24 protein-coding genes are annotated in these 24,283 nt (G+C 71.7%); 11 read left to right on the plus strand and 13 right to left on the minus strand.

The genetic code is table 11. The features are described 5' to 3' along the window. Nucleotides 1–243: 243 nt before the first annotated feature. Nucleotides 244–1,167, plus strand: a complete 924-nt coding sequence (locus AC5L3C_RS20765; RefSeq protein WP_493650260.1) for a DUF3027 domain-containing protein — start codon at nt 244–246, stop codon at nt 1,165–1,167. A gap of 36 nt (nt 1,168–1,203) precedes the next feature. Here the strand turns inward: AC5L3C_RS20765 and AC5L3C_RS20770 are convergent, their stop codons facing one another. Further along, nucleotides 1,204–1,896, minus strand: a complete 693-nt coding sequence (locus AC5L3C_RS20770) for an eCIS core domain-containing protein (RefSeq protein ID WP_493650261.1) — start codon at nt 1,894–1,896, stop codon at nt 1,204–1,206. Nucleotides 1,897–2,007: 111 nt separating this feature from the next. Continuing rightward, nucleotides 2,008–2,436 (minus strand): ATP-binding protein, encoded by a 429-nt coding sequence (locus AC5L3C_RS20775; protein ID WP_493650262.1) that lies wholly within the window; start codon nt 2,434–2,436, stop codon nt 2,008–2,010. 159 nt (nt 2,437–2,595) lie between these two features. Between AC5L3C_RS20775 and AC5L3C_RS20780 the strand changes: the two genes are divergently transcribed. Beyond that, nucleotides 2,596–3,474 carry a helix-turn-helix domain-containing protein gene (locus AC5L3C_RS20780; RefSeq protein ID WP_493650263.1) on the plus strand — a complete coding sequence of 293 codons (879 nt, stop codon included), beginning with the start codon at nt 2,596–2,598 and terminating at the stop codon, nt 3,472–3,474. Beyond that, complete coding sequence (locus tag AC5L3C_RS20785; RefSeq protein ID WP_493650264.1) at nt 3,471–3,680, plus strand: DUF397 domain-containing protein; 210 nt, start codon at nt 3,471–3,473, stop codon at nt 3,678–3,680. The genes AC5L3C_RS20780 and AC5L3C_RS20785 overlap by 4 nt, the downstream gene beginning before the upstream one ends. A gap of 20 nt (nt 3,681–3,700) precedes the next feature. Here the strand turns inward: AC5L3C_RS20785 and AC5L3C_RS20790 are convergent, their stop codons facing one another. Both AC5L3C_RS20790 and AC5L3C_RS20795 read right to left on the minus strand, forming a co-directional pair. Continuing rightward, nucleotides 3,701–3,988 carry a DUF6355 family natural product biosynthesis protein gene (locus tag AC5L3C_RS20790; protein WP_493650265.1) on the minus strand — a complete coding sequence of 96 codons (288 nt, stop codon included), beginning with the start codon at nt 3,986–3,988 and terminating at the stop codon, nt 3,701–3,703. Nucleotides 3,989–4,195: 207 nt separating this feature from the next. Beyond that, a complete protein-coding gene (locus AC5L3C_RS20795) occupies nt 4,196–4,870 on the minus strand; it encodes a M23 family metallopeptidase (RefSeq protein ID WP_493650266.1) in 675 nt (224 codons plus the stop codon). 669 nt (nt 4,871–5,539) lie between these two features. Between AC5L3C_RS20795 and AC5L3C_RS20800 the strand changes: the two genes are divergently transcribed. The 3 genes from AC5L3C_RS20800 to AC5L3C_RS20810 all read left to right on the plus strand — a co-directional run bounded on the left by AC5L3C_RS20800 (nt 5,540) and on the right by AC5L3C_RS20810 (nt 9,275). After that, on the plus strand, nt 5,540–5,695 hold the full coding sequence (locus tag AC5L3C_RS20800) for a hypothetical protein (RefSeq protein WP_493650267.1): 156 nt from the start codon (nt 5,540–5,542) through the stop codon (nt 5,693–5,695). Continuing rightward, nucleotides 5,646–5,954, plus strand: coding sequence for a helix-turn-helix domain-containing protein (locus AC5L3C_RS20805; RefSeq protein WP_493650268.1), 309 nt, complete (start codon nt 5,646–5,648; stop codon nt 5,952–5,954). The genes AC5L3C_RS20800 and AC5L3C_RS20805 overlap by 50 nt, the downstream gene beginning before the upstream one ends. Before the next feature lie 159 nt (nt 5,955–6,113). After that, a complete protein-coding gene (locus AC5L3C_RS20810; protein ID WP_493650269.1) occupies nt 6,114–9,275 on the plus strand; it encodes a sacsin N-terminal ATP-binding-like domain-containing protein in 3,162 nt (1,053 codons plus the stop codon). Between the two features lie 74 nt (nt 9,276–9,349). On the opposite strand, the gene AC5L3C_RS20815 is transcribed toward AC5L3C_RS20810, so the two are convergent. Further along, a complete protein-coding gene (locus tag AC5L3C_RS20815) occupies nt 9,350–10,474 on the minus strand; it encodes a GlxA family transcriptional regulator (RefSeq protein WP_493650270.1) in 1,125 nt (374 codons plus the stop codon). Between the two features lie 70 nt (nt 10,475–10,544). Here AC5L3C_RS20815 and AC5L3C_RS20820 point away from each other — a divergent pair, with 70 nt between their 5' ends. Then, complete coding sequence (locus tag AC5L3C_RS20820) at nt 10,545–11,570, plus strand: NADP-dependent oxidoreductase (protein ID WP_493650271.1); 1,026 nt, start codon at nt 10,545–10,547, stop codon at nt 11,568–11,570. A 94-nt stretch (nt 11,571–11,664) separates the two neighbouring features. Here the strand turns inward: AC5L3C_RS20820 and nhaA are convergent, their stop codons facing one another. From nhaA to AC5L3C_RS20835, 3 genes are all read right to left on the minus strand, one after another. Beyond that, on the minus strand, nt 11,665–13,566 hold the full coding sequence (gene nhaA, locus AC5L3C_RS20825) for a Na+/H+ antiporter NhaA (RefSeq protein WP_493650272.1): 1,902 nt from the start codon (nt 13,564–13,566) through the stop codon (nt 11,665–11,667). Nucleotides 13,567–13,651: 85 nt separating this feature from the next. Next, nucleotides 13,652–16,054 (minus strand): cation-translocating P-type ATPase, encoded by a 2,403-nt coding sequence (locus AC5L3C_RS20830; RefSeq protein WP_493650273.1) that lies wholly within the window; start codon nt 16,052–16,054, stop codon nt 13,652–13,654. A gap of 145 nt (nt 16,055–16,199) precedes the next feature. Beyond that, complete coding sequence (locus tag AC5L3C_RS20835) at nt 16,200–16,508, minus strand: DUF2530 domain-containing protein (RefSeq protein WP_493650274.1); 309 nt, start codon at nt 16,506–16,508, stop codon at nt 16,200–16,202. Between the two features lie 217 nt (nt 16,509–16,725). Between AC5L3C_RS20835 and AC5L3C_RS20840 the strand changes: the two genes are divergently transcribed. After that, entirely contained in the window at nt 16,726–18,177 is a 1,452-nt protein-coding gene (locus AC5L3C_RS20840; RefSeq protein WP_493650275.1) for an NCS2 family permease, read from the plus strand. A 34-nt stretch (nt 18,178–18,211) separates the two neighbouring features. Here the strand turns inward: AC5L3C_RS20840 and AC5L3C_RS20845 are convergent, their stop codons facing one another. Beyond that, the gene (locus AC5L3C_RS20845) at nt 18,212–18,412 is read right to left on the minus strand and encodes a ribbon-helix-helix protein, CopG family (RefSeq protein ID WP_493650276.1); all 201 of its coding nucleotides are present in this window, start codon (nt 18,410–18,412) and stop codon (nt 18,212–18,214) included. 158 nt (nt 18,413–18,570) lie between these two features. On the opposite strand from AC5L3C_RS20845, the gene AC5L3C_RS20850 reads away from it, so the two are divergent. Then, complete coding sequence (locus AC5L3C_RS20850) at nt 18,571–19,008, plus strand: MarR family winged helix-turn-helix transcriptional regulator (protein ID WP_493650277.1); 438 nt, start codon at nt 18,571–18,573, stop codon at nt 19,006–19,008. A 34-nt stretch (nt 19,009–19,042) separates the two neighbouring features. Next, entirely contained in the window at nt 19,043–20,407 is a 1,365-nt protein-coding gene (locus AC5L3C_RS20855) for an MFS transporter (RefSeq protein ID WP_493650278.1), read from the plus strand. A gap of 19 nt (nt 20,408–20,426) precedes the next feature. Here AC5L3C_RS20855 and AC5L3C_RS20860 read toward each other — a convergent pair whose 3' ends face one another. After that, entirely contained in the window at nt 20,427–21,014 is a 588-nt protein-coding gene (locus AC5L3C_RS20860) for a Uma2 family endonuclease (RefSeq protein WP_493650279.1), read from the minus strand. Nucleotides 21,015–21,127: 113 nt separating this feature from the next. On the opposite strand from AC5L3C_RS20860, the gene thpR reads away from it, so the two are divergent. Beyond that, complete coding sequence (gene thpR / locus AC5L3C_RS20865) at nt 21,128–21,700, plus strand: RNA 2',3'-cyclic phosphodiesterase (RefSeq protein ID WP_493650280.1); 573 nt, start codon at nt 21,128–21,130, stop codon at nt 21,698–21,700. Between the two features lie 133 nt (nt 21,701–21,833). Here the strand turns inward: thpR and AC5L3C_RS20870 are convergent, their stop codons facing one another. From AC5L3C_RS20870 to AC5L3C_RS20880, 3 genes are all read right to left on the minus strand, one after another. Further along, nucleotides 21,834–22,826 (minus strand): aldo/keto reductase, encoded by a 993-nt coding sequence (locus tag AC5L3C_RS20870; RefSeq protein WP_493650281.1) that lies wholly within the window; start codon nt 22,824–22,826, stop codon nt 21,834–21,836. Between the two features lie 44 nt (nt 22,827–22,870). Next, nucleotides 22,871–23,461 carry a Uma2 family endonuclease gene (locus AC5L3C_RS20875; RefSeq protein WP_493650282.1) on the minus strand — a complete coding sequence of 197 codons (591 nt, stop codon included), beginning with the start codon at nt 23,459–23,461 and terminating at the stop codon, nt 22,871–22,873. A 129-nt stretch (nt 23,462–23,590) separates the two neighbouring features. Continuing rightward, a complete protein-coding gene (locus AC5L3C_RS20880; protein WP_493650283.1) occupies nt 23,591–24,238 on the minus strand; it encodes a GDSL-type esterase/lipase family protein in 648 nt (215 codons plus the stop codon). Between the last annotated feature and the right edge of the window lie 45 nt (nt 24,239–24,283).

The raw sequence follows: 24,283 nt of genomic DNA on the forward strand, positions 1-24,283 counted from the left end.
CCCCCACGGGCCGCCGGGGCCACTCCGAAACCGGCGCGCGGAAGCCCGGGAAGCACCGTCGGTGTAGGCCCAGGGCACGCGAACAGGTAGCGTGCGTATCTCAGCCATCCCGCAGAATGGATGGAGGCGCGCCCGCGAGCACGTTGTGGCGCGGACGTCGACGCGGTCCCGCTGTCCGCTCCGTCCGCCCCCCGCGCTGGGAGTGGCGTACCCGTGAGACGGCGTAGGAGAGAAGCGATACCTGTGAGCGCAGCGACAACGCGAAGCCGCACCCCCGACCGTCTGTGCGCCGAGGCCGTCGACCTCGCCCGCGCCGCAGCCGAGGAGGCCGCCGCGCCCGGGGTCGTGGGGGAGCACGAGGGGCTGGTCTCCGAGGGCGACCGCGTCGTCACGCACTTCTTCGGGTGCCGGGAGCCCGGCTACCGCGGCTGGCGCTGGGCCGTCACCGTCGCCCGCGCCTCCCGCGCCAAGATCGTCACGGTCGACGAGACGGTCCTGCTGCCCGGCCCCGACGCCGTCCTCGCGCCGGAGTGGGTGCCGTGGAGCGAGCGGCTGCGCCCCGGCGACCTGGGCCCCGGCGACCTCCTGCCCACCGACGCCGAGGACCTCCGTCTGGAGCCCGGCTACACCGGTGCGGATGAGCCGCCGCCGAACTCCGCGGTGTCCGAGGAGATGGCCGACCTGGTGGAGGCGGAGGACGCCGAGGTCACCGAGGGCAGCCCGGCCCACCTCGCGGTGGCGTCCCGCGGTTCGATCGCGGCGGTCGCCGAAGAACTCGGCATGCGCCGCGCCCGGGTGCTGTCCCGCTACGGGCTGCACGCCGCCGCCGACCGCTGGGAGGAGGCGTACGGCCCCAAGACCCCCATGGCGCAGGCGGCACCGGCCTCCTGCATGTCGTGCGGTTTCCTCGCCCCGATCGGCGGTTCTCTCGGGCAGGCCTTCGGCGTGTGCGCCAACGAGTTCTCCCCGGCCGACGGCCACGTGGTCTCCCTCGGCTACGGCTGCGGCGGCCACTCCGAGGCCGCGGTCATGCCGAAGCCCCCGCAGCCGGCCCCGCCGGTCATCGACGAGACCCGCGTCGACCCCTTCCCGCTGCGCCCGTCCGCCGACTCCGGCTCGGTCCCGGCGACGGAGGACGCGTCGGCGGCGGAACTGGGGCACTCGTAGCGCGGCCGGGAGCGGCCGCCGCCGGCCGCCGGAGGGTCAGTGCTCGTGCTCGCTGTGGTCGTGTCCGGTCACGGACGAGATCAGGCGCTGGACGCCCGGCGTCGGCGCGGTGGCGTTCTCCATGGCGGCGGCCTGCCGCTCCTCCGGCGAATTGGGGTCCGAGATGCGGAGCCCGTTGCCGTGGTCGTTGCCCGACACGGGCCCTGCCATCTGCTGGATGGTGTGCGCGACCTCGTGCATCACTTCCTCCCGTTTCGGGGCGCTCTTGAAGACCATGTGATTGCCCGAGGTCCACGCCTCCGCGCCCATCTCCTCGGAGGACGCCTTGGCCTGCGGGCCCGTGTGCACGCGCACGTGGCTCAGGTCCATTCCGTACACACCCTCGGCCTCGTCGCGCAGCGGCCCCGAGAAGGGCTGCCCCGGGGTGCTCAGGACGTCGTGGGCCGATACCCGACGCTGCACCGGGGTGTCGGCGGCACGACGCTGCACCGAGGGTCCGTGCCCGCACCCCGGAGCGCACCCCGAGCCGTGCTGGTCCCCGCTCCCGGCGAGCCGCTGGACGACGGCCGCGTTGCCGGCGGTGCCCTGGAGCGCCGCCACCTGCCCGGGGGTCAGCGCCCCGGACGCCGCCGCGGCCCGTTGCACCGCCTGCGGGACGCCGGTGGCCGCGGGTCGCCGGGCGGGCCCATCGGGAAGATGGCCCTGGTCCGATTCGCGCTGTGTGCGCATGCGTGTGCTCCGTCGAGGTAGGTGATGGCACGAGGGGGCTGGGTCCTCCCCTCCCTCTTAGCAAGGCGAGCCGCACCACCGGAAGGGGTACCCGGGCACACCTCGCCGCCCTTACGGGCATGCGGTCGCCGCGAGGCGCAGTTCGGCCCAGATGGTCTTGCGCGGGAAGCGGTCCTCGGACACACCCCAGCGGTCCGAGAGTGCCTCCACGAGGCACAGCCCGCGGCCCGATTCGGCATCGGCGGAGGCCGGTTGCTGCCGGGGGAGTTCGTCGCTCCGGGTGTCGGTGACCTCGATACGGAGCGTGTGGTCCACCACGGAGAACGCGAGACGGAAGTCCCGTCCCGGCACGCGGCCGTGGGTGACGGCGTTGCTCGCCAGTTCGGCCACGACGTGGCGTGCGGCCTCGGAGTCGTAGCCCCAGTCGCGCAGGTGAGCGTCCGTGAGGAGCCGGGCGAGGTGGGCGCTGCGTGGCGTGGGGGAGAGCTGCACGCTGAAGTTGCGGACGGGGGCGGTGGGTTCGGCGGTTTGCTGATTCACGTCACCCAGCGTGGCCGGATCTGCGTACCGTAAGAAGTCACTCACTGCATGCGTACGGTCACTGTCCGGTGGTTGTCCGGTGCTGTCGTGGCTGTGCTGACGGTTGGTACGGGCAGGGCGCGGTGTGCGTCACGGACGGTTCCGAGGGAGAGGTGCGGCATGACGGCGGTCGAGGCGGAGACGGGTCGGCTCAAGGAAGAGGCGGACGAGCCGGGTTGGGAGGTGGACCCGGACGACGAGTGGGGCGTCGCGGTCATCACCACGGTGGGGCGGCAACTGAAGCTGCGGCGCGAGGCGGCGGGGCTGCGGGCCGCGGAGTTCGGCCGGATCGTCGGCTACGGCGAGGACATGGTGTACAAGATCGAGGGCGGCAAGCGCATCCCTCGCCAGGAGTTCCTGGACAAGGCGGACGAGATCCTGAACGCGGGCGGGCTGATCGCGGCGGCCTGGGAGGACGTGAAGAAGGTCCGGTATCCGAGGAAGGTCCGGGCGCTGGGGAAGTTGGAGGGCAAGGCGGTTGAGATCGGGCTGTACGAGTGCAACAGCATCCACGGCCTGTTGCAGACGCGGGACCATGCGCGAGCACTGTTCGAGGCCTGTCAGCCGCCGTACTCGCCTGACGACGTGGAACGCATGGTGGCCGCTCGCATGGACCGGCAGTCCGTGTTCGAGCGAGATCCCGCCCCTGCGATTCACTTCGTGCTGGAAGAGGCGCCTCTGCGACGCGAGATCGGGGGCACAATGGTGTGGCACCGACAGCTCGAACGTCTGCTGGAGATGGGGCGGTTGTGGAACGTCACGCTTCAGGTGATGCCCACCAAGAGCGACGCCCACCCGGGACTGGATGGCAGGATCGAACTGCTGAAGTTCGCGGACGGTACAGCCGTAGGACGTGGCGACGGAGCGTTCAACGGTCGTACCGTCTCCGAACCCCGGCAGCTCCGCATTCTCGAGCTGCAGTTCAGCGCCGTCCGGGCACAGGCTCTCACCCCCCGGGAGTCACTGGCCTTCCTCGAACAGCTGCTTGGAGAAACATGATGCGCAAGGAATTCACCGGGGACGCCTCCGACCTGGCGTGGTTTAAGAGCAGCTACAGCAGCGGTACCAACGGCGAATCCTGCGTCGAACTCGCCCTCACCCCCGGCACCGTCCACGTCCGCGACTCCAAGAACACCGACGGCCCCCGCATCACGTTCACCCCGGACACGTGGACGGCGTTCGTGCCGTACGTGTCCGGGGCTTGATCAGGTGACCTGGTCCGGGCTCAGCACGTACGGCCGGTGTACCACGCGCCGTCGACATCGCCGGCGGAACCGATCCAGGTCACGCCCGGTCCCACGCACTGCTCGCTGTTCGGACCCCAGTCGTCGATCTCGATGACGATGTGTGAGCCGTCCGAGGTGCAGTGGTTGTAGTAGGCGTCGGAGCTGGTCTTGTAGAAGCCGCAGGGGGCAGCTGCGGCCGGACCGGCGCTCATGGTGACGGCGCCGGCGGAGGCGAGAAGGAGAGCGAAAGAACCAAGGGCACCGGCAGTGGTACGGCGAAGACGCAAGGGAAGCTCCAAACGGTTGAGGGTGTCCGGGCCCGAGAGTCGCAGAACCCGGAGCAGCCGTTCGCGTCGCAGCGGCACCGTTCACCCGGCGAATCGTTCCCTTCTGCCCCGATCGGTTGGTCTTCGCCGGTTCCCCGCACGGACGGCGACCCGAGGACGGGCGCGGGGCCGTCCTCGGGTCGCCGGGGTGCTGCGGTGTGACCTGGGTCAGAGGTTGACGCCGTTGGCGCGCAGGAACGTGGCCGGGTCGACGGCGGAGCCGTAGTTCGGGGTGGTGCGGATCTCGAAGTGCAGGTGGGGGCCGCTGGAGTTGCCGGTGCTGCCGGACTGGGCGATCTTCTGGCCGGTCTTGACGATCTGGCCGACCTTCACGTTGACCGAGGACAGGTGGGCGTACTGGGAGTACGTCTTGTTGCCGTGCTTGATGACGACGGCGTTGCCGTAGGCGGGGCCGTCGCCGGCGCCGTTGCCGCCGGCCTTGACGACGGTGCCGCCGTGGGTGGCGACGACCGGGGTGCCGGTCGGGACGGCGTAGTCCTGGCCGGAGTGCTTGGAGGCCCACATGCCGCCGTTCTGGGCGAAGCTCGCGGACAGCTTGTAGCTCTTCACCGGCGAGACCCAGGACGCCTGCTTCTTCGCGGCGGCCTTGGCGGTCTTCGCGGCCTTCTCGGCCGTGACGGCCTGCGTCTTCGCGGCCTCGGCCTGCGCGGCGGCCTGCGCCTGGACGGCGGTGGCGGTACCGGACGCGGGCGCGCTCTCGGCGGCGGCGACCGCGACCCCGGCTCCCAGGACGGCCGTGGAGCCCAGTCCGGCGGCCACGATGGCCGCACGGGTGCGGGTGGCGGTCGTACGGGGGAAACGGGACGTGACGCGCTCGAACATCGAAACCTCATGGGGGAGGGGACGGGGGATGCCATCCGGCGGAACGGGTCCGTGCCGCGATGGCTGTTCCTTGGTAGCCCGGCCCCCTCAAAAGCCGCAAAGGTGTGACCTACGACGAAAGGCCGTAGGTCAGGCGTGAGACGCACATCTCTTGACGGAGGGGTCGCCACGGGGCGAAACCCCGCATTTCAAGCTGATCGATCAGAGCTATGCGTTAAATGTCCGATTTCATGAAGGGTGCTTCACGACTATTCCGGGTAGTACCGGACTTTCCGCCTGTGGAGCATGTCACCGGGCGGCCCGCTCGAATGTGGCGTGGCTCTCCGAGCGGTCCGCCTGCCGGCCGCCGCCGGGTCCGGGCCTGCACCTGATGGTGTGAACCTGGGGAAGTCCGGCCTTGGGGCGGGCGACGGGCCGGTTGTGTGGATGCCGTACGCCTCGTCCACCCAGCCGCCCTCCGAACGGAATGGTCATGCCGGCACCACCTGAACCGGACCTCTACGTCGTCGAAGTCGAACCGGAAGTCCGGGCGTGGCTGGAAACTCTCCCGCTACCCGAGTACCGAGCCGCCGAACGGTTCGCGGACCGGTTGGCCACCGACGGTCCCGCACTGCCGTTCCCACTGGCCAGTCACTCGGCGACGGGCTCCGAGAGCTGCGGATCGGCCCGGTGCGTGTCACCTACTGGTTCGCTCCCGGGCGACGAGCCGTCCTCCTCACTGTCTTCCGCAAGACCAGAATGCGAGAGAGGGAGACGGTAGGTACGAGGAGGCCCGATGAGCAGCGGATACCACACGAGCTGGGCAGTGCCGTCGGAACACCGTGAGGATCCGGCGTACCGTGCCGCGGGCCGGCGTATGGACTTCGCCCAGGCCGTCTACGACCGGCGCTCCGCGCTCGGCTGGTCCACCGCCGAGCTCGCCCGGCGTGCCGAGCTCTCCGAGGAGGATGTCGAGGCCATCGAGGGGAGCAGCGTCGATCCCACGCTGGAGCTGATCGAGCGGCTGGCCACGGCCCTGGAAGCCGGAGCCCGCATCGACCCCCGCACCAGCCCCGAGTTCCGCTTCGAGGGCTACGCGGCCTGATCCACCGCCTCGACATGCGCCTGAGCGGGACGCCGGCCCGGCGATCCAGCCGGGCTTCCGGTCGATGGCTCCCGGGCCGCCGACCGGCCGTGCGCGTCCCCGGGTCGGGGAGCGGTACCTTCTCCTCACGCCGATCAGGGGCCGATGAGGAGAGTCAACGTGAGCAAGTTCGTGCGGCCCGCCGCCGAGGGTGCCGATCCGTTCGGTACGGCGCGTCTGCGGCGCGGGGTCCTGGACGCCTGGGCGACCAGCCCCGCCCGCTTCCGTGAGGACGCCAACGCCGAGGAGGACCTCGTCCTCGGCGGGTACCGGGACCGTCTCGTCGTCGAGCTCGCCCAGAACGCCGCCGACGCCGCCGCCCGGGCCGGCGTGCCGGGACGGCTCCGGCTCACCCTGCGCGACGGCGTCCTGGTCGCCGCCAACACCGGCGCCCCGCTGGACGCGGCCGGCGTCGAGTCGCTGTCCACGCTGCGCGCCTCCGCCAAGCGGGACGAGTCCGAGCGGGCGGTGGGACGGTTCGGGGTCGGGTTCGCCGCCGTCCTCGCCGTCACCGACGAGCCCGCCGTCGTCGGCCTGCACGGCGGCGTGCGGTGGTCGCTGGCCGAGGCGCGGGAGCTCGCCGGGGAGACCGCGCGGCACAGCCCCGGCCTGGGGGACGAGATCCGCCGCCGGGACGGACACGTACCGCTGCTCCGGCTGCCCTTCGCCGCCGAGGGCACCGCGCCCGCCCCGTACGACACGGCCGTCATCCTCCCGCTGCGCGACCCGGCCGCCGCCGACCTCGCCGAGCGGCTGCTCGAAGCGGTCGACGACGCCCTGCTGCTCGCCCTCCCGGGCCTTCAGGACGTCGTCGTCGAGATCGGCGACGCGGCGCCCCGCACCCTGGCCCGGCGCGAGGAGGACGGGCTCACCGTCGTCGAGGACTCCCGGGACGGCGTCACCCGGTGGCGTACCGCCGACGCGCACGGGCCGCTCACCCCCGACCTGCTCGCCGACCGGCCGGTCGAGGAGCGGCTGCGCCCGCACTGGTCGGTCACCTGGGCCGTCCCCGTGGACCCCGACGGCGCTCCCGCACGGCCCCGGACCAGCCCCGTCGTGCACGCGCCGACCCCGAGCGACGAGCCCCTCGGCGTGCCCGCCCTGCTCATCGCCTCCCTCCCGCTGGACTCCACCCGCCGGCACGCCGCCCCCGGCCCCCTCACCGACTTCCTCGTGCAGCGCGCCGCCGACGCCTACGCCGGGCTGCTCGCCGACTGGCGTCCGGTGACCCCCGGGATCATCGGCCTCGTGCCCGGCCCGCTCGGCAAGGGCGAACTGGACGGTGCGCTGCGCCGGGCGATCCTCGAACGGCTGCCGCGCACCTCCTTCCTGCCGCCGGCCGTCCCGCCGTCCGAGCAGGACGCCGACTCCGAACTGCCCGAGTCGCTGCGGCCCCGGGACGGCGAGGTCGTGGAGGGCGCGGGGGCCGACACCGTGCGCGTGCTCGCCGAGGTCCTCCCCACGCTGCTGCCCGCGGGCCTGGAACGCCGGGCCGAGCTGCGCACGCTCGGTGTCGCCCGGGTGCCGCTCACCGAGGCGATCGACCGGCTGGCCGGACTGGAGAAGTCCCCCGAGTGGTGGCGGCGGCTGTACGACACTCTCGCCGGGGTCGATCCGGACCGGCTCTCCGGGCTGCCGGTGCCGCTGGCGGGGGAGAGCGCCGAGGGCTTCGGCTCCGGGGGAGGGCGCACGACCATCGGGCCCCGGCAGGTGCTGCTGCCCGGAGCGGAGGCCGCCCGGATCGACCCCGAGGTGCTCGCCCGGCTCGGCCTCAAGGTCGCCCACCCGGACGCCGCGCACCCCCTGCTGGAGAAGCTCGGCGCCCTCCCCGCCACCCCGCGCGCCGTCCTCACCACCCCGCAGGTGCGGGCCGCCGTCGCCGCGTCCCTGGACGACGGGGGCGGCGTGAACTGGGAGGAGGACACCCTCGACGCCGAGGAACTCGCCGACACCGTGCTCGGGCTGGTGCGCGACGCCGGACTCGAACCCGGGGACGAGCCGTGGCTCGGCGCGCTCGCCCTCCCCGACGAGGACGGCGAACTGTCCCCGGCCTGCGAACTCGTCTTCCCCGGCGGTCCCTTCGCCCAGGTCATGCGGGAGGACGAGCTGGCATCCGTGGACGTCGAACTGGCCGGGAAGTGGGGCGAGAAGCCGCTCGCCGCGTGCGGGGTGCTGGTGAACTTCGCGCTGATCCGCGCCACGGACGTGGTCCTCGACCCGGACGAGCTCGAACCCCGCGAGGGCGACTTCGCCGAGCCCGACGACGCGGGGCTGCTGGACGCCGTGGACGTGTGGAGCGAGGACATCCTCGACCGCTTCCCGGACAGCCCGGTCCCGCCCGTCGCCACCGAGATCGTCGCCGTGCGCGATCTGGACCTCGTGGACGACGACCGGTGGCCGCAGGCCCTCGCGCTGCTGTCCCGGCCCCCGCTGCGCGACGCGCTCGTCCAGCCCGTCCGGGCCCTGCTGCACGACGGCACCCACGAGCTCGTACGGCCGTACACCGCGTGGTGGCTGCGGGGGCACCCCGTGCTCGGCGGGCGCCGCCCGGCCGGACTGCGGGCGGCCGGCAGCGACCCGCTGCTGCGGGGCCTGTACGACGAGGCCGACGCGACCGGGTTCGAGGACGAGCAGGTGCTGCGGGCGCTGGGCGTCCGCACCTCCGTGGCCGCGCTCCTCGACGAGCCGGGCGGCGCGGCGGAACTGCTCGACCGCCTCGCCGATCCCGACCGCCCGGTCACGGCCGCCCAGCTGCACGGGCTGTACGGGGCGCTGGCGGAGCTGGACCCCGAGCAGGTGACCCTGCCGGACGACCTGCGGGCCGTGGTCGACGGGCGGGTCGAGGTGGTGGACGCCGCGGACGCGGTGGTCGTCGACTCGCCCGACCTGCTGCCGTTCACCTCCGGTGTGCCGCTGCTGCCGGTCCGGCCGGCGCGGGCCGCCGAGCTGGCGGAGCTGTTCCAGGTGCGGCGGCTGAGCGAGTCCGTCACCGGGGAGGTGCACTCCGAGGGCACGGAGCACGAGGTGCCGGAGGCGGTGCGGGTGCTGCTGGGGGCGGGGACGCCGGATTCGTACGTGGAGCACGAGGAGCTGGTCGTCGACGGGGTGCCGATCGACTGGCGGCTCACGGACGACGGTGTGCTGCACGCGGCGACGCTGGAGGGGGTGGCGGCGGGGCTGGCGTGGGCGGCGGGGCAGTGGCCGCGGCGGTTCGAGGTGGCGGCGCTGTTGGAGGATCCGTCGCGGACGGAGGAACTGGCGAGGGACCGCTGGTTCGACTGACCGACGGCCGCCGGGAGGGGCCCGGCCCCTCCCGCCCCGGCGTCCACGGCTCCTTGTCCCTTCCCCCGAGCGGACTACGTCGTTGACGCTTCCCTGACGTCGCCCGTGGCCGGACCCGAGGCACGGAAGGTGCGCCGGTACGCCGACGGGGCCACTCCCGCCTCCGCCGCCAGGTGTCGCCGGAGCGAGGTCGCGGTGGCGAAGCCGACCTCGTGAGCGACCCGGTCCACCGGCAGGTCGGTGGACTCCAGCAGGTGCCGCGCGCGTCGCAACCGCTGCTGGGTCAGCCAGCGGCCGGGGCTCAGCCCGGTCTCCTCCCGGAAGCGCCGGGCGAAGGTGCGGGTGCTCATCGCCGCGTGCGCGGCCAGCTCGTTCAGCGACAGAGGCAGTTCCAGCCGCTGTAGCGCCCAGTCGCGGGTCGGCCCGGTGCCGGTTCCGCTCGCCGGCGGCAGCGGCCGCTCGATGTACTGCGCCTGACCGCCGTCCCGATAGGGCGGCACGACACAGCGACGGGCGACCTGGTTGGCCACCTCGCTGCCGTGGTCCTGGCGCACGAGGTGCAGGCAGACATCGACACCGCTCGCCGCTCCCGCGGAGGTCAGCACGTCACCGTGGTCCACGAAGAGCACCCCGGCGTCGAGCTCGACCCGGGGGAACAGCTCCCGGAAGTAACCGGCGAGCGCCCAGTGGGTGGTGGCCCGGCGCCCGTCCAGGAGACCGGCGGCGGCCAGCAGGAAGGCGCCGGTGCAGATGGACACCAGGCGGGTCCCGGGGCGGATGTGGGACAGGGCGGCGAGTGCCCGCGGGTCCGGGGCCGTGGCCGAGGACGGCGAGATCGCGTACGGAGGGATGACCACGGTGTCCGCCCCGGCCAGCACCTCGGGACCGTGCCCGGGGGTGACGGTCAGGTCCGCGTCGGTCCGCACGGGCCGCCCGTCCGCACTCGCGGACAGCACCTCGTAGCGGCCGTCGGCGGAACCCAGGACCCGGTGCGGGATGCCGAGCTCGAAGGGATAGACGCCGTCGAGGGCGAGGACGACGACCTTGTGGGCGCCGGGTCGCGGGTCCGGGCGCATCCGGCGATTCAGCTCGGCCGCGCGCTCGGCGAGGTCACGGGCCCGCGCGGGCGCGGCGGAGGGGCGGACGGCGGGAGTGCCGGAGGCCCCGGGAACGCGGGGGGCGGCAGGACTGACAGCCATGGCACGAATGTATCGGTGGATGACCTCCTTGCCATCGGCGGCGGCCGAACCGAACGGCCAGAATCGCGGCATGGCTTCGACAGACCCCTCTGAGAACCTCGACGGCCCGGACCCTGCGGCCGCCGCGGACTCCTCGCAATCCGCCGCCCCGGACGGCGCCCCCGTGATGCTCGCCCTGCACCAGACGGCTCTCGGCGGCCCCGAGGTCCTGCGGCTGACCGAGCTTCCGCGGCCCGCGCCCGGCCCCGGGGAGATCCTCGTCGCCGTGCACGCGGCCGGGCTCAACCCCACGGACTTCAAGCACCGCGCTCTGAGTATCTTCCTGCCGCCCCCGCCGCTGACCCTCGGCTGGGACGTCTCCGGAACCGTGGTGCGGACCGGCGGCGGCGTCACCGTCTTCCAGCCCGGCGACGAGGTGTTCGGCATGCTGCCCTACCCCTACGGGGCCGGCTCCCACGCCGAGTACGTGACCGGCCCCGCCCGCGCCTTCGTCGCCAAGCCCGCCGGGATCGACCATGTCCAGGCGGCCGCGCTTCCTCTGGCCGCGCTCACCGCCTGGCAGGCGCTCGTCGACACCGCGGGTCTGCGCGCCGGGCAGCGGGTGCTCATCCACGCCGCGGCCGGCGGGGTCGGTCATCTCGCCGTGCAGATCGCCAAGGAGCGCGGCGCGCACGTCACCGGGACGGCGAGCGCCCCCAAGCACGAATTCCTGCGTGAGCTCGGCGCGGATGCCTGCGTCGACTACCGCTCCGAGGACTTCACCGACACCGAGGAGCGCTACGACGTCGTCCTCGACCCCCTCGGCGGGGAGACCGCCACCCGTTCCGTGGGCGTGCTCCGCCCCGGCGGCGTCCTCGTCTCCCTGGTGCCCAGCGCCGAGGACACTCCGGCCGCGGCGGAGAAGGCACAGGTCCGCGCGGTCATGCTGCTCGTCGAGCACGACCAGGCAGGGATGCGCGCCATCGCCGAACTCGTCGACCGGGGCAGGCTCCGCGCCCACGTCTCCGGCACCTTCCCGCTGGCCGAAGGCGCCCGGGCGCACGCCCTGGGGGAGACGGGCCGTACCACGGGAAAGCTGGTCATCACCGTGCGCTGAGGTGGGACGGCGCGGACCCGCAAGCCGAAAACGGCGGGTCGGACCCCTCAGGGGCGCGGGGCCGGATGGGATACGGCCCCGCGCCCCCGCGTGGTCACTCCGTGGGCAGGCGGGTGGCTCCTGACGGTTCTTCCGCGTACGCCTCCAGTTCGCGGGCCAGGGATTCCGCGTCGTAGGGGCCCGTGTGCCGGCGGTTGCCGATGAAGAAGGTGGGGGCGCCGCGGACGCCGCTCGCCTCGCCGCTGGCCGCGTCCGCGCGGACCCGCTCGGCCGTCTCCTCGGTGTCGAGGTCGCGGAGGAACTTCTCGACGTCGAGGCCCAGCTCGGCGGCGTACCCCGCCGTGTCCTCGTACTCGAGTTCGTCCTGGTGGGCGTAGAGCAGGTCGTGCATCTCCCAGAAGCGTCCCTGGTTGTCCGCGGCGACGGCCGCCCGCGCCGCGAGCTCGGAGTGCGGGTGCACATCGGGCAGCGGCAGGTGCCGGAACACGTACCGGAAGCGGTCCCCGAAACGCTGCCGGAGTTCCTTGGTGACGCCGGTGGCGCGGGCGCAGAAGGGGCACTCGAAGTCGCCGTACTCGACCAGGGTCAGCGGCGCGTCCACGGGACCGAGGATGTGGTCCCGCTCCGGGTCGACCGGCCGGTCGAGGTAGCGGGGCAGATCCGCGTCCGTCTGGCCCTTGAGCACGGCGGCCAGGCGGAAGACCAGCCAGCCGACGAGGGTGGCGACGACGGCCGCGAGCAGCACACCGACCGTCGCCTGCGCGCGGGCGACCGGATCCTCGAAGGCGAGGCCGACGATCAGCAGGGAGACGGTGAACCCGAGTCCGGACAGCGCGCCGCCGCCCAGGACGTGGCCCGGTGCCACCCCGGTCGGGAGCCTGCCGAGGCCGAACCGGGTACCGAGGGCGGCGCCGCCCCAGATGCCGATGAGCTTTCCGGCGACGAGACCCACGACCACGGCCCAGGTGAGGGCGGAGCCCAGGGCGTTGGTCAGCACCCCGTCGCGCAGGTCGACACCGGCGTTGGCCAGCGCGAACACGGGCACGATCACATAGCTGGACCAGGGGTGCAGGACCGTCTGCAACCGCTCGTTGACGGAGACGGCCCGCTGGAGTCCCTTGCGCGCGGTCTTGCCGACGTCCGCGCGGGGCGACTGGCGGAAGGCCCGGAAGAGCCGCGCCGCCTGCTCCACCCCCTCGCGGGAGGGCTTGCGGGCGGGGATGAGCAGACCGCCGAGCATGCCGGCGATGGAGGCGTGGAGGCCGGCGTTGAGGGTGGCGAGCCACATCACGAGCACGATCAGCACGTACGGCGCGGCCCGCCAGACCCCGAAGCGGGTCAGCGCGGACAGCACCACGCCGAGGAGAAGCGCGGCGATCAGTTCCGGCACGTTGATGCTGCCGGAGTAGACCACGCCGATCACGGTGACGGCCACGATGTCGTCGATGACGGTGATGGCGAGCAGGAAGACACGCAGCTGTGTGACGAAGCGCGGACCCACCACGGCGAGGGCGCCCAGCATGAACGCCGTGTCCGTGCCGATCACGACACCCCAGGCCTTCGCGGCCTCGCCCCCCGGCGCGATCGCCAGGTAGAGCACGATGGGCACGAGCATGCCGCCGATCCCGGCGAGGCCCGGGATCACCACCCGGCGGCGGTCCTCCAGCGAGCCCACGGAGAGCTCGTGGCGCACTTCGAGACCGATGACGAAGAAGAAGAGGGCCATCAGGCCGTCGTTGACCCAGTGACCCAGGTCCATCGCCAGCCGCGCGTCGCCGAGTGTGACGGACGCCTCCGTGTGCCAGAGGGAGGTGTACGCCTCCGACCAGGGAGAATTCGCCCAGAACAGGGCAATTGCCACGGCGATCAGCAGGAGACCGGCGCTGCCCGCCTCGGTCGCCATGAAGGCGCGCACCGGCGCGGACAATTGGGCCGCAAGTTCGCTTCTCCGTGACTGGGACTGCGAGTTGTCGGTCTTCTTTCCGCGCGGCTTCATCAGCTTCGTCGTCTCCGATCACGGGGGTCGGGGACTCCATGGTCGCCGATGCCCCGGGGAAACCGGGACTCGCGGGGGGCAGCCGCTACACGGGGAACCGCCGGTCCACCCACCGCCACAGCAGCTCCAGGACCCCCGCCGCGACGACCGCGATCCCCGTCGCCACCCACGGCATGGTCATGCCGACCAGCTTCAGCGCGAAGAACTCCTGCAGCCACGGCACCACCAGCACCAGCAGGAACGCCCCGCCCATCGCCGCCACCAGCCCGATCCGCCACCACGTGTAGGGCCGGGCGATGATCGCCAGCACCCAGATCGAGATCAGGAACAGCGTCAGCGTCGCCGCGCTCGTCTCCGCGTCCAGCGCGTCCGCGCCCGTGTAGTGCTGCCGGGCGATCAGATACGTGAGGAACGTCGCCGCCGCGGCCAGCACCCCGCCCGGGACGGCGTACCGCATGACCCGGCGGACGAAGTGCGGACGGGCGCGTTCCCCGTTGGGGGCCAGGGCCAGGAAGAACGCCGGGACGCCGATGGTGAGCGTGGACAGCAGGGTGAGGTGGCGCGGCAGGAACGGGTACTCCACCTGCGAGAGCACCACCAGCACCGCCAGCAGCACCGAGTACACCGTCTTCACCAGGAACAGCGTCGCGACCCGGGTGATGTTGCCGATCACCCGGCGCCCCTCCGCCACCACCGACGGCAGCGTGGCGAAGCTGTTGTTCAGCAGCACGATCTGGGCGACCGCCCGTGTGGCCTCGGAGCCGGAGCCCATCGCCACGCCGATGTCCGCGTCCTTGAGCGCCAGCACGTCGTTCACGCCGTCCCCGGTCATCGCGACGGTGTGGCCGTTGGCCTGGAGCGCGCCCACCATGTTCCGCTTCTGCTGTGGGGTGACCCGTCCGAACACCGTGCCCCGGTCCAGCTCCTCGGCCATCGCGTCCCGGTCGGCGGGCAGCCGGCGCGCGTCCACCGTCGTACCGGACAGGCCCAGCTTGGAGGCGACCGCGCCGACCGACACCGCGTTGTCGCCGGAGATGACCTTGGCGCGGACGTCCTGTTCGGCGAAGTAGCGCAGGGTGTCGGCCGCGTCGGGGCGCAGCCGCTGCTCCAGCACCACCAGCGCGGCCGGCCGTACGCCCTCGGCCGCAGCGGGGTCGTCGACGTCCACCCCGGGCCGGGCGCGGGCGAGCAGCAGGACCCGCAGCCCCTGCCGGTTCATCCGCTCCGTCTCGGCCAGCGCCGGGTCGGCGGGGTCCAGCAGGACGTCGGGGGCGCCGAGCAGCCAGGTGACGGGCTCCTTCCCGGCCGCCTCCTCGAACGTCGCGCCGCTGTACTTGCGGGCGGAGGAGAAGGGCAGCGTGTCCGTGAGGCGCCAGTCCCCGGCCTCCGGATACGCCTCGATGATCGCTTCCAGGGAGGCGTTCGGCCGGGGGTCCGCCGCGCCGAGCGCGCCCAGCACCTTGCGTACGTACCCGTCGTCGCCGTTGCCGAGCACCCGCAGCTCGGTGACGTCCATGCCGCCCTCGGTGAGCGTGCCGGTCTTGTCCAGGCAGACCGTGTCGACCCGGGCCAGCCCCTCGATCGCGGGCAGCTCCTGCACCAGGCACTGCTTGCGGCCCAGCCGGATCACGCCGATCGCGAAGGCGATGGAGGTGAGCAGCACCAGGCCCTCGGGGACCATCGGCACGATCCCGCCGACCGTGCGGGCGACGGAGTCCTTCAGCTCGTTGTCCTTGACCACGAGCTGGCTGATGATCAGGCCAATCGCGGTCGGGACCATCATCCACGTCACGTACTTGAGGATCGTGGAGATGCCGCTGCGCAGCTCGGAGTGGACGAGGGTGAAGCGGGTCGCCTCCTCGGCGAGCTGCGCCGCGTAGGCCTCGCGCCCCACCCGGGTCGCCTGGAAGGAGCCGCCGCCCGCGACGACGAAGCTGCCGGACATCACCTGGTCCCCGGGCTGTTTCAGCACGGGGTCGGCCTCGCCGGTGAGCAGCGACTCGTCGATCTCCAGGTTGTCCGCCTCGACGACCACCCCGTCGACGACGACCTTGTCCCCCGGCCCGATCTCGATCAGGTCGTCCAGCACGATCTCGGAGGTGCCGACCTCCGCCGCCGTCCCGTCCCTGCGCACGGTGGGCCGTACCTCGCCGATCAGGGCGAGGGAGTCGAGGGTCTTCTTGGCCCGCCACTCCTGGACGATGCCGATGCCGGTGTTGGCGAGGATCACGAAGCCGAAGAGGCTGTCCTGGATGGGCGCGACGAACAGCATGATCACCCAGAGCACGCCGATGATCGCGTTGAACCGGGTGAAGACGTTGGCGCGGACGATGTCGGTCAGGGAGCGGCTGCTGCGCACCGGCACGTCGTTGACCTGGCCGCGCGCCACGCGCTCCGAGACTTGCGCACTGGTCAGCCCGGTCACCGGAGACGTGACCGTGGCGGGGGGTGCGGCATCGGTCCGGGCACCCGCGTCGAGATGCGTCATGCAATCGACAGTACGTGCGGATTTGGTGCTTCACCCACCTGAAGAGACCAATATCCGACCTGGGGAGGACGGGGTGGGAGGGGCCTAGTGCCGTGGTCGTACGGCCGTCGTACGCACGGGAGTTGAGGGTCGGGTTCCGGCCGTCTCAGTCGGCCGACGCGGCGGGGGAGCGGTCCGGGGACCGGTCCTGCTCCCGCTGCTCGCGCTCGGCCCGCTCGAGCGCGGCGTCGCGCCTGCGGACGTACCAGATGCCGATGAAGCCGAGCCCGCCGCCGGCCAGGCAGGTCCACAGCCACCAGGTGTGGCCGTGCTCGTCGAACCAGCCGTAGAACGGCAGCTGCACCAGGAACAGGACGAACCAGACGATCGTGCCGCCGACGATGGTGGCGACCACGGGGCCCTCCAGGGGCTCCGGCGCCTCGTGCTTGGGGGATCCCGCAAAAAACCCGGCCATGCGGACAAGCTTACGAGGGTGGTGGGGCCTCGGTGCGCCCTGCGTGGTCCACGTGTGGTCCTCGCGCTGCCCACGCGCTGCCCACGCGTTGTCTACGCGCGGAGATAGCATCGGCGGCTCTATATGTTCATACTGAATCCGTTTGTCTTTGGCCGCTTTCATTCGTAGAAAACACCAAAGGACCTTGGGGGAGGTCCGCCGGTGATGAGGTCCCCGCATGTCCACGTCGGCCCCCGCCAAGGCCCCCACCCCCGAGCAGCCGGGGTCCGGTGCCGCGTCCGGCGCCCTCGACCGCTACTTCCGGATCACCGAGCGCGGCAGCACCCTGCCCCGTGAGATCCGCGGCGGTTTCGCCACCTTCTTCGCGATGGCCTACATCATCGTGCTGAACCCGATCATCCTGGGCAGCGCGAAGGACATGTACGGCAACCAGCTCGACAACGGTCAGCTGGTCACCGCGACCGCCCTGACCGCCGCGTTCACCACGCTCCTCATGGGCGTCATCGGCAACGTACCGATCGCGCTGGCCGCTGGCCTGGGCGTGAACTCGGTCGTCGCGCTCCAGCTCGCGCCGCGCATGTCGTGGCCGGACGCCATGGGCATGGTGGTGCTGGCCGGCTTCGTCGTGATGCTGCTGGTCGCCACCGGTCTGCGCGAGCGCGTGATGAACGCCGTGCCCTACGGGCTGCGCAAGGCCATCGCCATCGGCATCGGCCTGTTCATCATGCTGATCGGGCTGGTCGACTCCGGCTTCGTCTCCCGCATCCCGGACGCCGCCCAGACCACCGTCCCGCTCCAGCTCGGCACCGGCGGCCACCTCAACGGCTGGCCCGTGCTCGTCTTCGTCCTCGGCGCCCTGCTCACGCTGGCGCTGATCGTGCGCCGGGTGCCCGGCGCGATCCTGGTCTCCATCGTGGCGATGACGGCCGTGGCGATCGTCGTCAACGCCGTCGCCGACGTCCCGTCCTGGGGTCTGACCACGCCCACCTGGCCCGGCAACCCGGTCGCCACCCCCGACTTCGGTCTGATCGGCGAGGTCAGCCTGTTCGGCGGCTTCGGCAAGGTCGGGGTGCTGACCGGCGTGCTGTTCGTCTTCACCGTGCTGCTGTCGTGCTTCTTCGACGCGATGGGCACGATCATGGGCGTCTCGGACGAGGCCAGGCTGACCGACGCGCAGGGGCAGATGCCCGGCATCAACAAGGTGCTGTTCATCGACGGCGTCGCGGTCGCGGCCGGCGGCGCCAGCTCCTCCTCGGCCACCACCGCGTTCGTGGAGTCCACGGCCGGTGTCGGCGAGGGCGCGCGGACCGGATTCGCCAACGTGGTCACCGGCACCCTGTTCGCGGCGGCGCTGTTCCTCACGCCCGTCGCCACGATGGTCCCGTCCCAGGCGGCGACCCCCGCGCTGCTCGCGGTGGGCTTCCTGATCATGGCCGGCTCGGTCAAGGAGATCGACTGGGCCGACCACACGATCGCCGTCCCCGCCTTCGTGACGATGGTGATGATGCCGTTCACCTACTCGATCACCAACGGCATCGGCATGGGCTTCATCACCTTCGCGGTGCTGCGCCTGGCGGCCGGCCGCGGCCGGGAGGTCCCGCCGGCGATGTACGCGGTGGCGGCGGTCTTCGCCTTCTACTACCTGATGCCGGCCCTCGGCCTGACCTGACGCGGGGCCCGTGGCCGCCGGCGGCCACGGGCCTTCAGGTGACCCTGTCGACCTCGTTGACCCCGTAGAACTTCTCCGTCTCCTCGACGGCGGTCCGGAACCGCTGGTCGAAGTCATCGCGCATGAGCGTCCGGACGACATAGTCCTGGACGCTCATGCCGCGTTTCGCGGCATGCTCCCGGAGCCGTTCGAGCAGTTCGCGGTCGATGCGCAGGCTGAGCACGTCGGTCCCCATGGGCATGAGCGTTGCCGCACTCCACGGTGTGGTGGGGCACGTTTCGCCGACGGATCACTCATATGGGTGATCTCGCGTGACGGCAGTGGCCGGTCTCACGGTGATCGGGGTGCGTTCCGAGTGGTATTTAGCGAGAGTAATGACTTACTCTAAAGAACATGCCGGACTTCAGCCAGGGCGACGACGCAGCCGCCGTGAACGCCCTCCGATCCGCCGTGATGCGGCTGTCCCGTCGGCTCAAGCACCAGCGGGTCGACGAGTCGCTCACCCCCACCGAGATGTCGGTGCTCGGCACCCTCTCCCGCTGCGGCAGCGCCACCCCCGGTGAGCTGGCCCGCAAGGAGCATGTCCAGCCGCCGTCCATGACCCGCATCGTGGCCCTGCTGGAGGCCAAGGGGCTGGTCCGCCTCGATCCCCATCCCGACGACCGGCGCCAGAAGGTCGTCACACAGACCGAGCAGGCCGAGGCGATGCTCGAGGAGAGCCGCCGCAAGCGCAACGCGTTCCTCGCGTCCCTGGTCGCGGAGCTCGACGAGGACGAGTGGGCCGCACTGCGCGCCGCCGCCCCCGTGCTGGAGAAGCTCGCACACCTCTGAACCGACGCGCACGCATCCAAGGAGATGACTCCCTTTGAGTACGGGAACCGGAGCAGCTTCCGCCCCCGCACCTGAACCCCACGACACCAAGGCCGCCCTCGACGCCCCCGCCCGCAGAAACTCGATGTTCTCCTCGCTGAGGGTCAGGAACTACCGCCTGTTCTTCCTCGGCCAGGTCGTCTCCAACATCGGCACCTGGATGCAGCGCATCGCCCAGGACTGGCTGGTGCTCAGCCTCACCGGCTCCTCGGCCGCCGTCGGCATCACCACCGCCCTGCAGTTCCTGCCGATGCTGCTGTTCGGCCTGTACGGCGGTGTCCTCGCCGACCGTCTGCGCAAGCGGCCCACGCTCTTCGTCACCCAGTCCGCGATGGCGTTCACCGCGCTCGCGCTCGCCGTCCTCACCCTCACCGGCCGGGTCGAGGTCTGGCACATCTACGTCGCCGCCTTCGCCCTCGGCCTCGCCACGGTCGTCGACAACCCGGCCCGGCAGGCCTTCGTGTCCGAGCTGGTCGGCACCCGCCAGCTGCAGAACGCGGTCAGCCTGAACTCCGCGAACTTCCAGTCCGCCCGCCTGGTCGGCCCCGCCGTCGCGGGTCTGCTCATCACCGGGGTCGGCACCGGCTGGGCGTTCCTGCTCAACGGCCTGTCCTTCGTCGCACCGCTGGCCGGCCTGCTGATGATGCGCTCCCGCGAGCTGTACGCCGTCGAGCGCGCCCCGCGCGGCAAGGGCCAGCTGCGGGAGGGCCTGCGCTATGTCGCCGGACGGCCCGAGCTGCTCTGGCCCATCGTCCTGGTCGGCTTCATCGGCACCTTCGCCTTCAACTTCCCCGTCTACCTCACGGCCTTCGCCGACGACGTCTTCCACGGCGGCGCGGGCGTCTACAGCATGTTCAACACGCTGATGGCGGTCGGCTCCGTCGCCGGCGCCCTGCTCGCCGCCCGGCGCGGCACGGCCCGGCTGCGGCTGCTGATCCTGGCCGCGGTGGCCTTCGGCACGCTGGAGATCCTCGCCTCCACCGCGCCGCAGCTGTGGATGTTCGCCCTGCTCATGGTGCCGCTGGGGCTGTTCTCGATGACGGTCAACGTCACCACCAACACCAGCCTCCAGATGGCCACCGACCCGGCGGTGCGCGGCCGCGTCATGGCCCTCTACATGATGGTCTTCCTCGGCGGCGCCCCGGTCGGCGCCCCGATCGTCGGCTGGGTCACCGACACCTACGGCGCCCGCCTCGGCTTCGCGGCCGGCGGCGCGGTCGCGGTCGCCGCGGCGGCCGTCATCGGCCTGATCCTGGCGAGGGCCGGCGGCCTGCGGCTGTCGGTGGCCTGGCACGGCGGCCATCCCCGAGTACGGTTCGTACCCCGCGAGCGTCAGAGGGCGCTGGCTCCGGTGGCATGAGGGCCACCGGGCCCCACGGTCAGTCGCGGGGGAACTCGTCCGTCTTGAGGACGAGGCCGACGGACGTCCGTGTCAGGTCGATCTCCTCGCCGAAGCCGAAGCTGACATCGCCGTGGTAGGTGCCGTCCTTCGGCAGCGTGTGCAGGTGCCATTGGGCGGTGTACGGATCGACGATCAGGTACACGGGCACGCCGGCGGCGGCGTAGGTGTCCTTCTTCGGGCCGTAGTCGTTGGCGGCGGTGTCCTTGGAGATGACCTCGGCGATGAACTCGACATCCTGGTAGCGCCAGTGGCCCCGGCCGTCCTTCACCGAGCGGTCGGCGAACGCCACGACATCACAGGCGAAGCCGTTCAGCCGACCGGGGAAGTCGATCCGTACATCCGAGGCCAGGCGTTTGCGTGCGTACTTGGCGCGCAACTGTTCCAGGACATCGAAGATGATCTGAAAGTGCGTGTCCCGTTGCGGTGCCATGAAGATGTGCCCCCCGACGATCTCGGTCTTGTAACCCTCGGGGATGGGCATCTTCTCCAGCCACTCGAACATCACGTCGAGTGTGAGCTCGTCGCCGCTCTCGGCCATCTCGATCCTGTCTTCGAGGACGGTCATCGTGGCGCTCCTCACCGGCTGCCGCTCGATGCGTACAGCCGCGCAGTACAACGATACGCACGGCAGCGAGGACACGCGTGAGCGTACGCACGTTCCCCTGTGAGACTGGACGCATGAGACTCTTCGCCGCCGTGTTGCCGCCCGAGGACGTGGTCCGGGAGCTGGGTGTCGAGGTGGGGCGGCTGAAGGGGCTGGCCGGGGCCGATGGGATGCAGTGGACCGGGCGGGCCGGGTGGCACTTCACGCTCGCCTTCTACGGGGAGGTGGACGACGAGCTGGTACCGGAGCTCACCGCGCGGCTGGGGCGGGCCGCGGCGCGCACCGCGCCGTTCCCGCTGGCGGTGTGCGGGGGCGGTCGGTTCGGGCGGGGCCGGGCGCTGTGGGCCGGGGCCGACGGGGATCTGCGCACGATGCGGCTGCTGGCCGAGCGCAGTGAGGCCGCCGCGCGGAAGGCGGGCGTGCCGATGGACGAGCACCGCCGCTACCGGGCCCACCTGACCGTCGCCCGCAGCCGGGACACAGCCGACGTACGGGAGTACGTGCGGGCCCTGCACGCGTTCCGCAGCCGTACCTGGACCGTGGACGAGGTGGTGCTGGTGCGCAGCCACCTGCCGAGGTCCGGGACACCGGGCGAGCAGCCCCGTTACGAGGCGGTCGCCCGTCGGGCACTGGGCGCGGCCGGTTAGGCTCGACGGCGTGGACCCGAAGACCCGGAACCGGATCATGGCCGGTGCGCTCGTGCTGATGTTCGTCGTGGTGGTGCTGGCGGCGGCGCTCGGCAAGTAGGCGCCGCCGCCGGGCGTCACGGCGTGCCCGCGGTCACCAGGCGAAGGCCTCCGGGGACGGCCCCGGCCCCGGGAAGATCTCGTCCAGCGAGGCCAGCAGCTCCTCGCTCAGCTCCAGCTCGACCGCCCGCAGCGCCGACGCGAGCTGCGCGGCGGTGCGCGGACCGACGATCGGGCCGGTCACCCCGGGCCGGGTGAGCAGCCAGGCCAGCGCGGTCTCGCCGGGCTCGAGGCCGTGCTTGTCGAGCAGGTCCTCGTACGCCTGGATCTGTGCGCGCGCGGCGGGGTCGGCGAGCGTGTCGGCGGCCCGCCCGGAGGCGCGGCGACCGCCCTGCGCCTCCTTCTTGATCACACCGCCCAGCAGACCGCCGTGCAGCGGCGACCACGGGATGACACCGAGCCCGTAGTCCCGTGCGGCCGGGATCACCTCCATCTCGGCACGGCGTTCGGCGAGGTTGTACAGGCACTGCTCGCTGACCAGCCCGATGGTCCCGCCGCGCCGGGCGGCGATCTCGTTCGCCTGGGCGATCTTGTAGCCGGGGAAGTTCGAGGAACCGACGTAGAGGATCTTGCCCTGCTGGATCAGGACGTCGATCGCCTGCCAGATCTCCTCGAACGGGGTGTTCCGGTCGATGTGGTGGAACTGGTAGAGGTCGATGTGGTCGGTCCCCAGCCGCTTCAGCGAGGCGTCGACCGCCCGCCGGATGTTCACCGCGGACAGCTTGTCGTGATTGGGCCAGGCCTCGCCGTCGGGGCCCATGTTCCCGTACACCTTGGTCGCCAGCACGACCTTGTCGCGGCGGTCCCCGCCCTTGGCGAACCAGCTGCCGATGATCTTCTCGGTACGGCCCTTGTTCTCACCCCAGCCGTACACGTTGGCGGTGTCGAAGAAGTTGATCCCGGCGTCCAGCGCCGCGTCCATGATGGTGTGGCTGTCGGCCTCGTCGGTCTGCGGACCGAAGTTCATCGTCCCGAGGACGAGCCGGCTGACCTTGAGTCCCGTGCGTCCGAGCTGCGTGTACTTCATGGTCGTCCAGCCAACGGCTTGGAGCGCGCTCCAGGCAAGAGGGGTCAGTCGTGAGGGAAGCCGTCGGTCTTGAGGACGAGGCCCACATGGGTGGTGGTCATGTCGACCTCCCCGCCGTAGTTGATGGACGTGTCGCTCACGTAGGTGCCGTTCTTGGGGTGGGTGAACAGACGGCACTTGCGGACGTAGGGATCGGCGATCAGATAGACCGGCACCTCTGCGAGGGCGTACGCGGTCTTCTTGGGGTCATAGTCGTTCCGCGCGGTGTCCTTCGAGATGACCTCGGCGACGAACTCCACATCCTGGTAGCGCCACTTGCCCTTGTCGTCCTTCTGCGCTCCGTCCCTGATCTTCGCCACGTCCGGGCAGAACCCGTTCCGGTAACCAGGGAAGTCGATGCGGACATCCGAGAACAGCCTGGCCTCTCGCCCGAACCGGTCTTCCAGAGCCCAAAGGATCATACGGATGGTTTCCCAGTGGATGTCCCGCTGCGGCGCCATGTAGACGGCCCCCCCGACGATTTCGACCTTGTATCCCTCGGGGACGGGCATCTTCTCGAGCCGGTCGAACATCTCGTCGAGCTGGCGCGTGTTGTCGCTCTCGGCCATCGCGATCCTGTCGTCGAGGACGGTCATCGTGGCGCTCCTCCCCGGCCGCCCACGGACGAGTGCGGCCGCCCACGGACGAGTGCGGCCGCGCGGTACAACGATACGCACGGTGAGCAGGACACGGGGCCGGGCGCATATGCCAGACCCCCCGGGTCGCTACACCGCCCCGTACGGCCCGCCCAGCCCCCACCCGTGCCACATCGCCTCCGCGAACGCCGCCGCGAGCTTGTGTTCGCCGGTTTCGTTGGGGTGGGTGCCGTCGTAGGTGTCCGTGTGGAAGTCGTACGACGGCGGGGGCGGGACCAGGAGCAGCGGGGAGGCCGCGTCATCCAGGTCGGCGACGGCCTTCGCCAGGAGTTCGTTGAAGCGGTCGACCTGTTCGGCGAAGGGCGCGTCGGCCTCCACCCGGATGTTGCGGATCACCGGCATGACGGCCACGCGGACGCGCGGGTCGGCGGCCCGCGCCCCGGCGACGAACGCGCGGACGTTGTCCGCCGTCTGCTCGGCGTTGGTGTAGAAGCCCAGGTCGATCAGGCCCAGCGACACCAGCAGCACATCCGCCCGGCAGGAGCGCACGTGCTCGCCGATCAGCGGGGCCATGTGGTGCCAGCCCTCGCCCCAGCCGGCCAGATGGCCGCGGGGGAAGTCCGGGTCGGCGTACGCGTACGACGTGGGCGCGTCCGTCGACGGGTCGTGGAGCGTCTCGCGCGGGCCCACCAGCGTGAAGGGGCGGTCGTACGCCGTGCACAGGTGCTGCCACAGCCTGTAGCGCCAGGTGTGTTCACCCGCGCTCCCGATCGTCATCGAGTCACCTACGGGCATGAACCTGAGCACACGATCATCATGGAG

It is taken from the genome of Streptomyces speibonae, assembly GCF_984686075.1.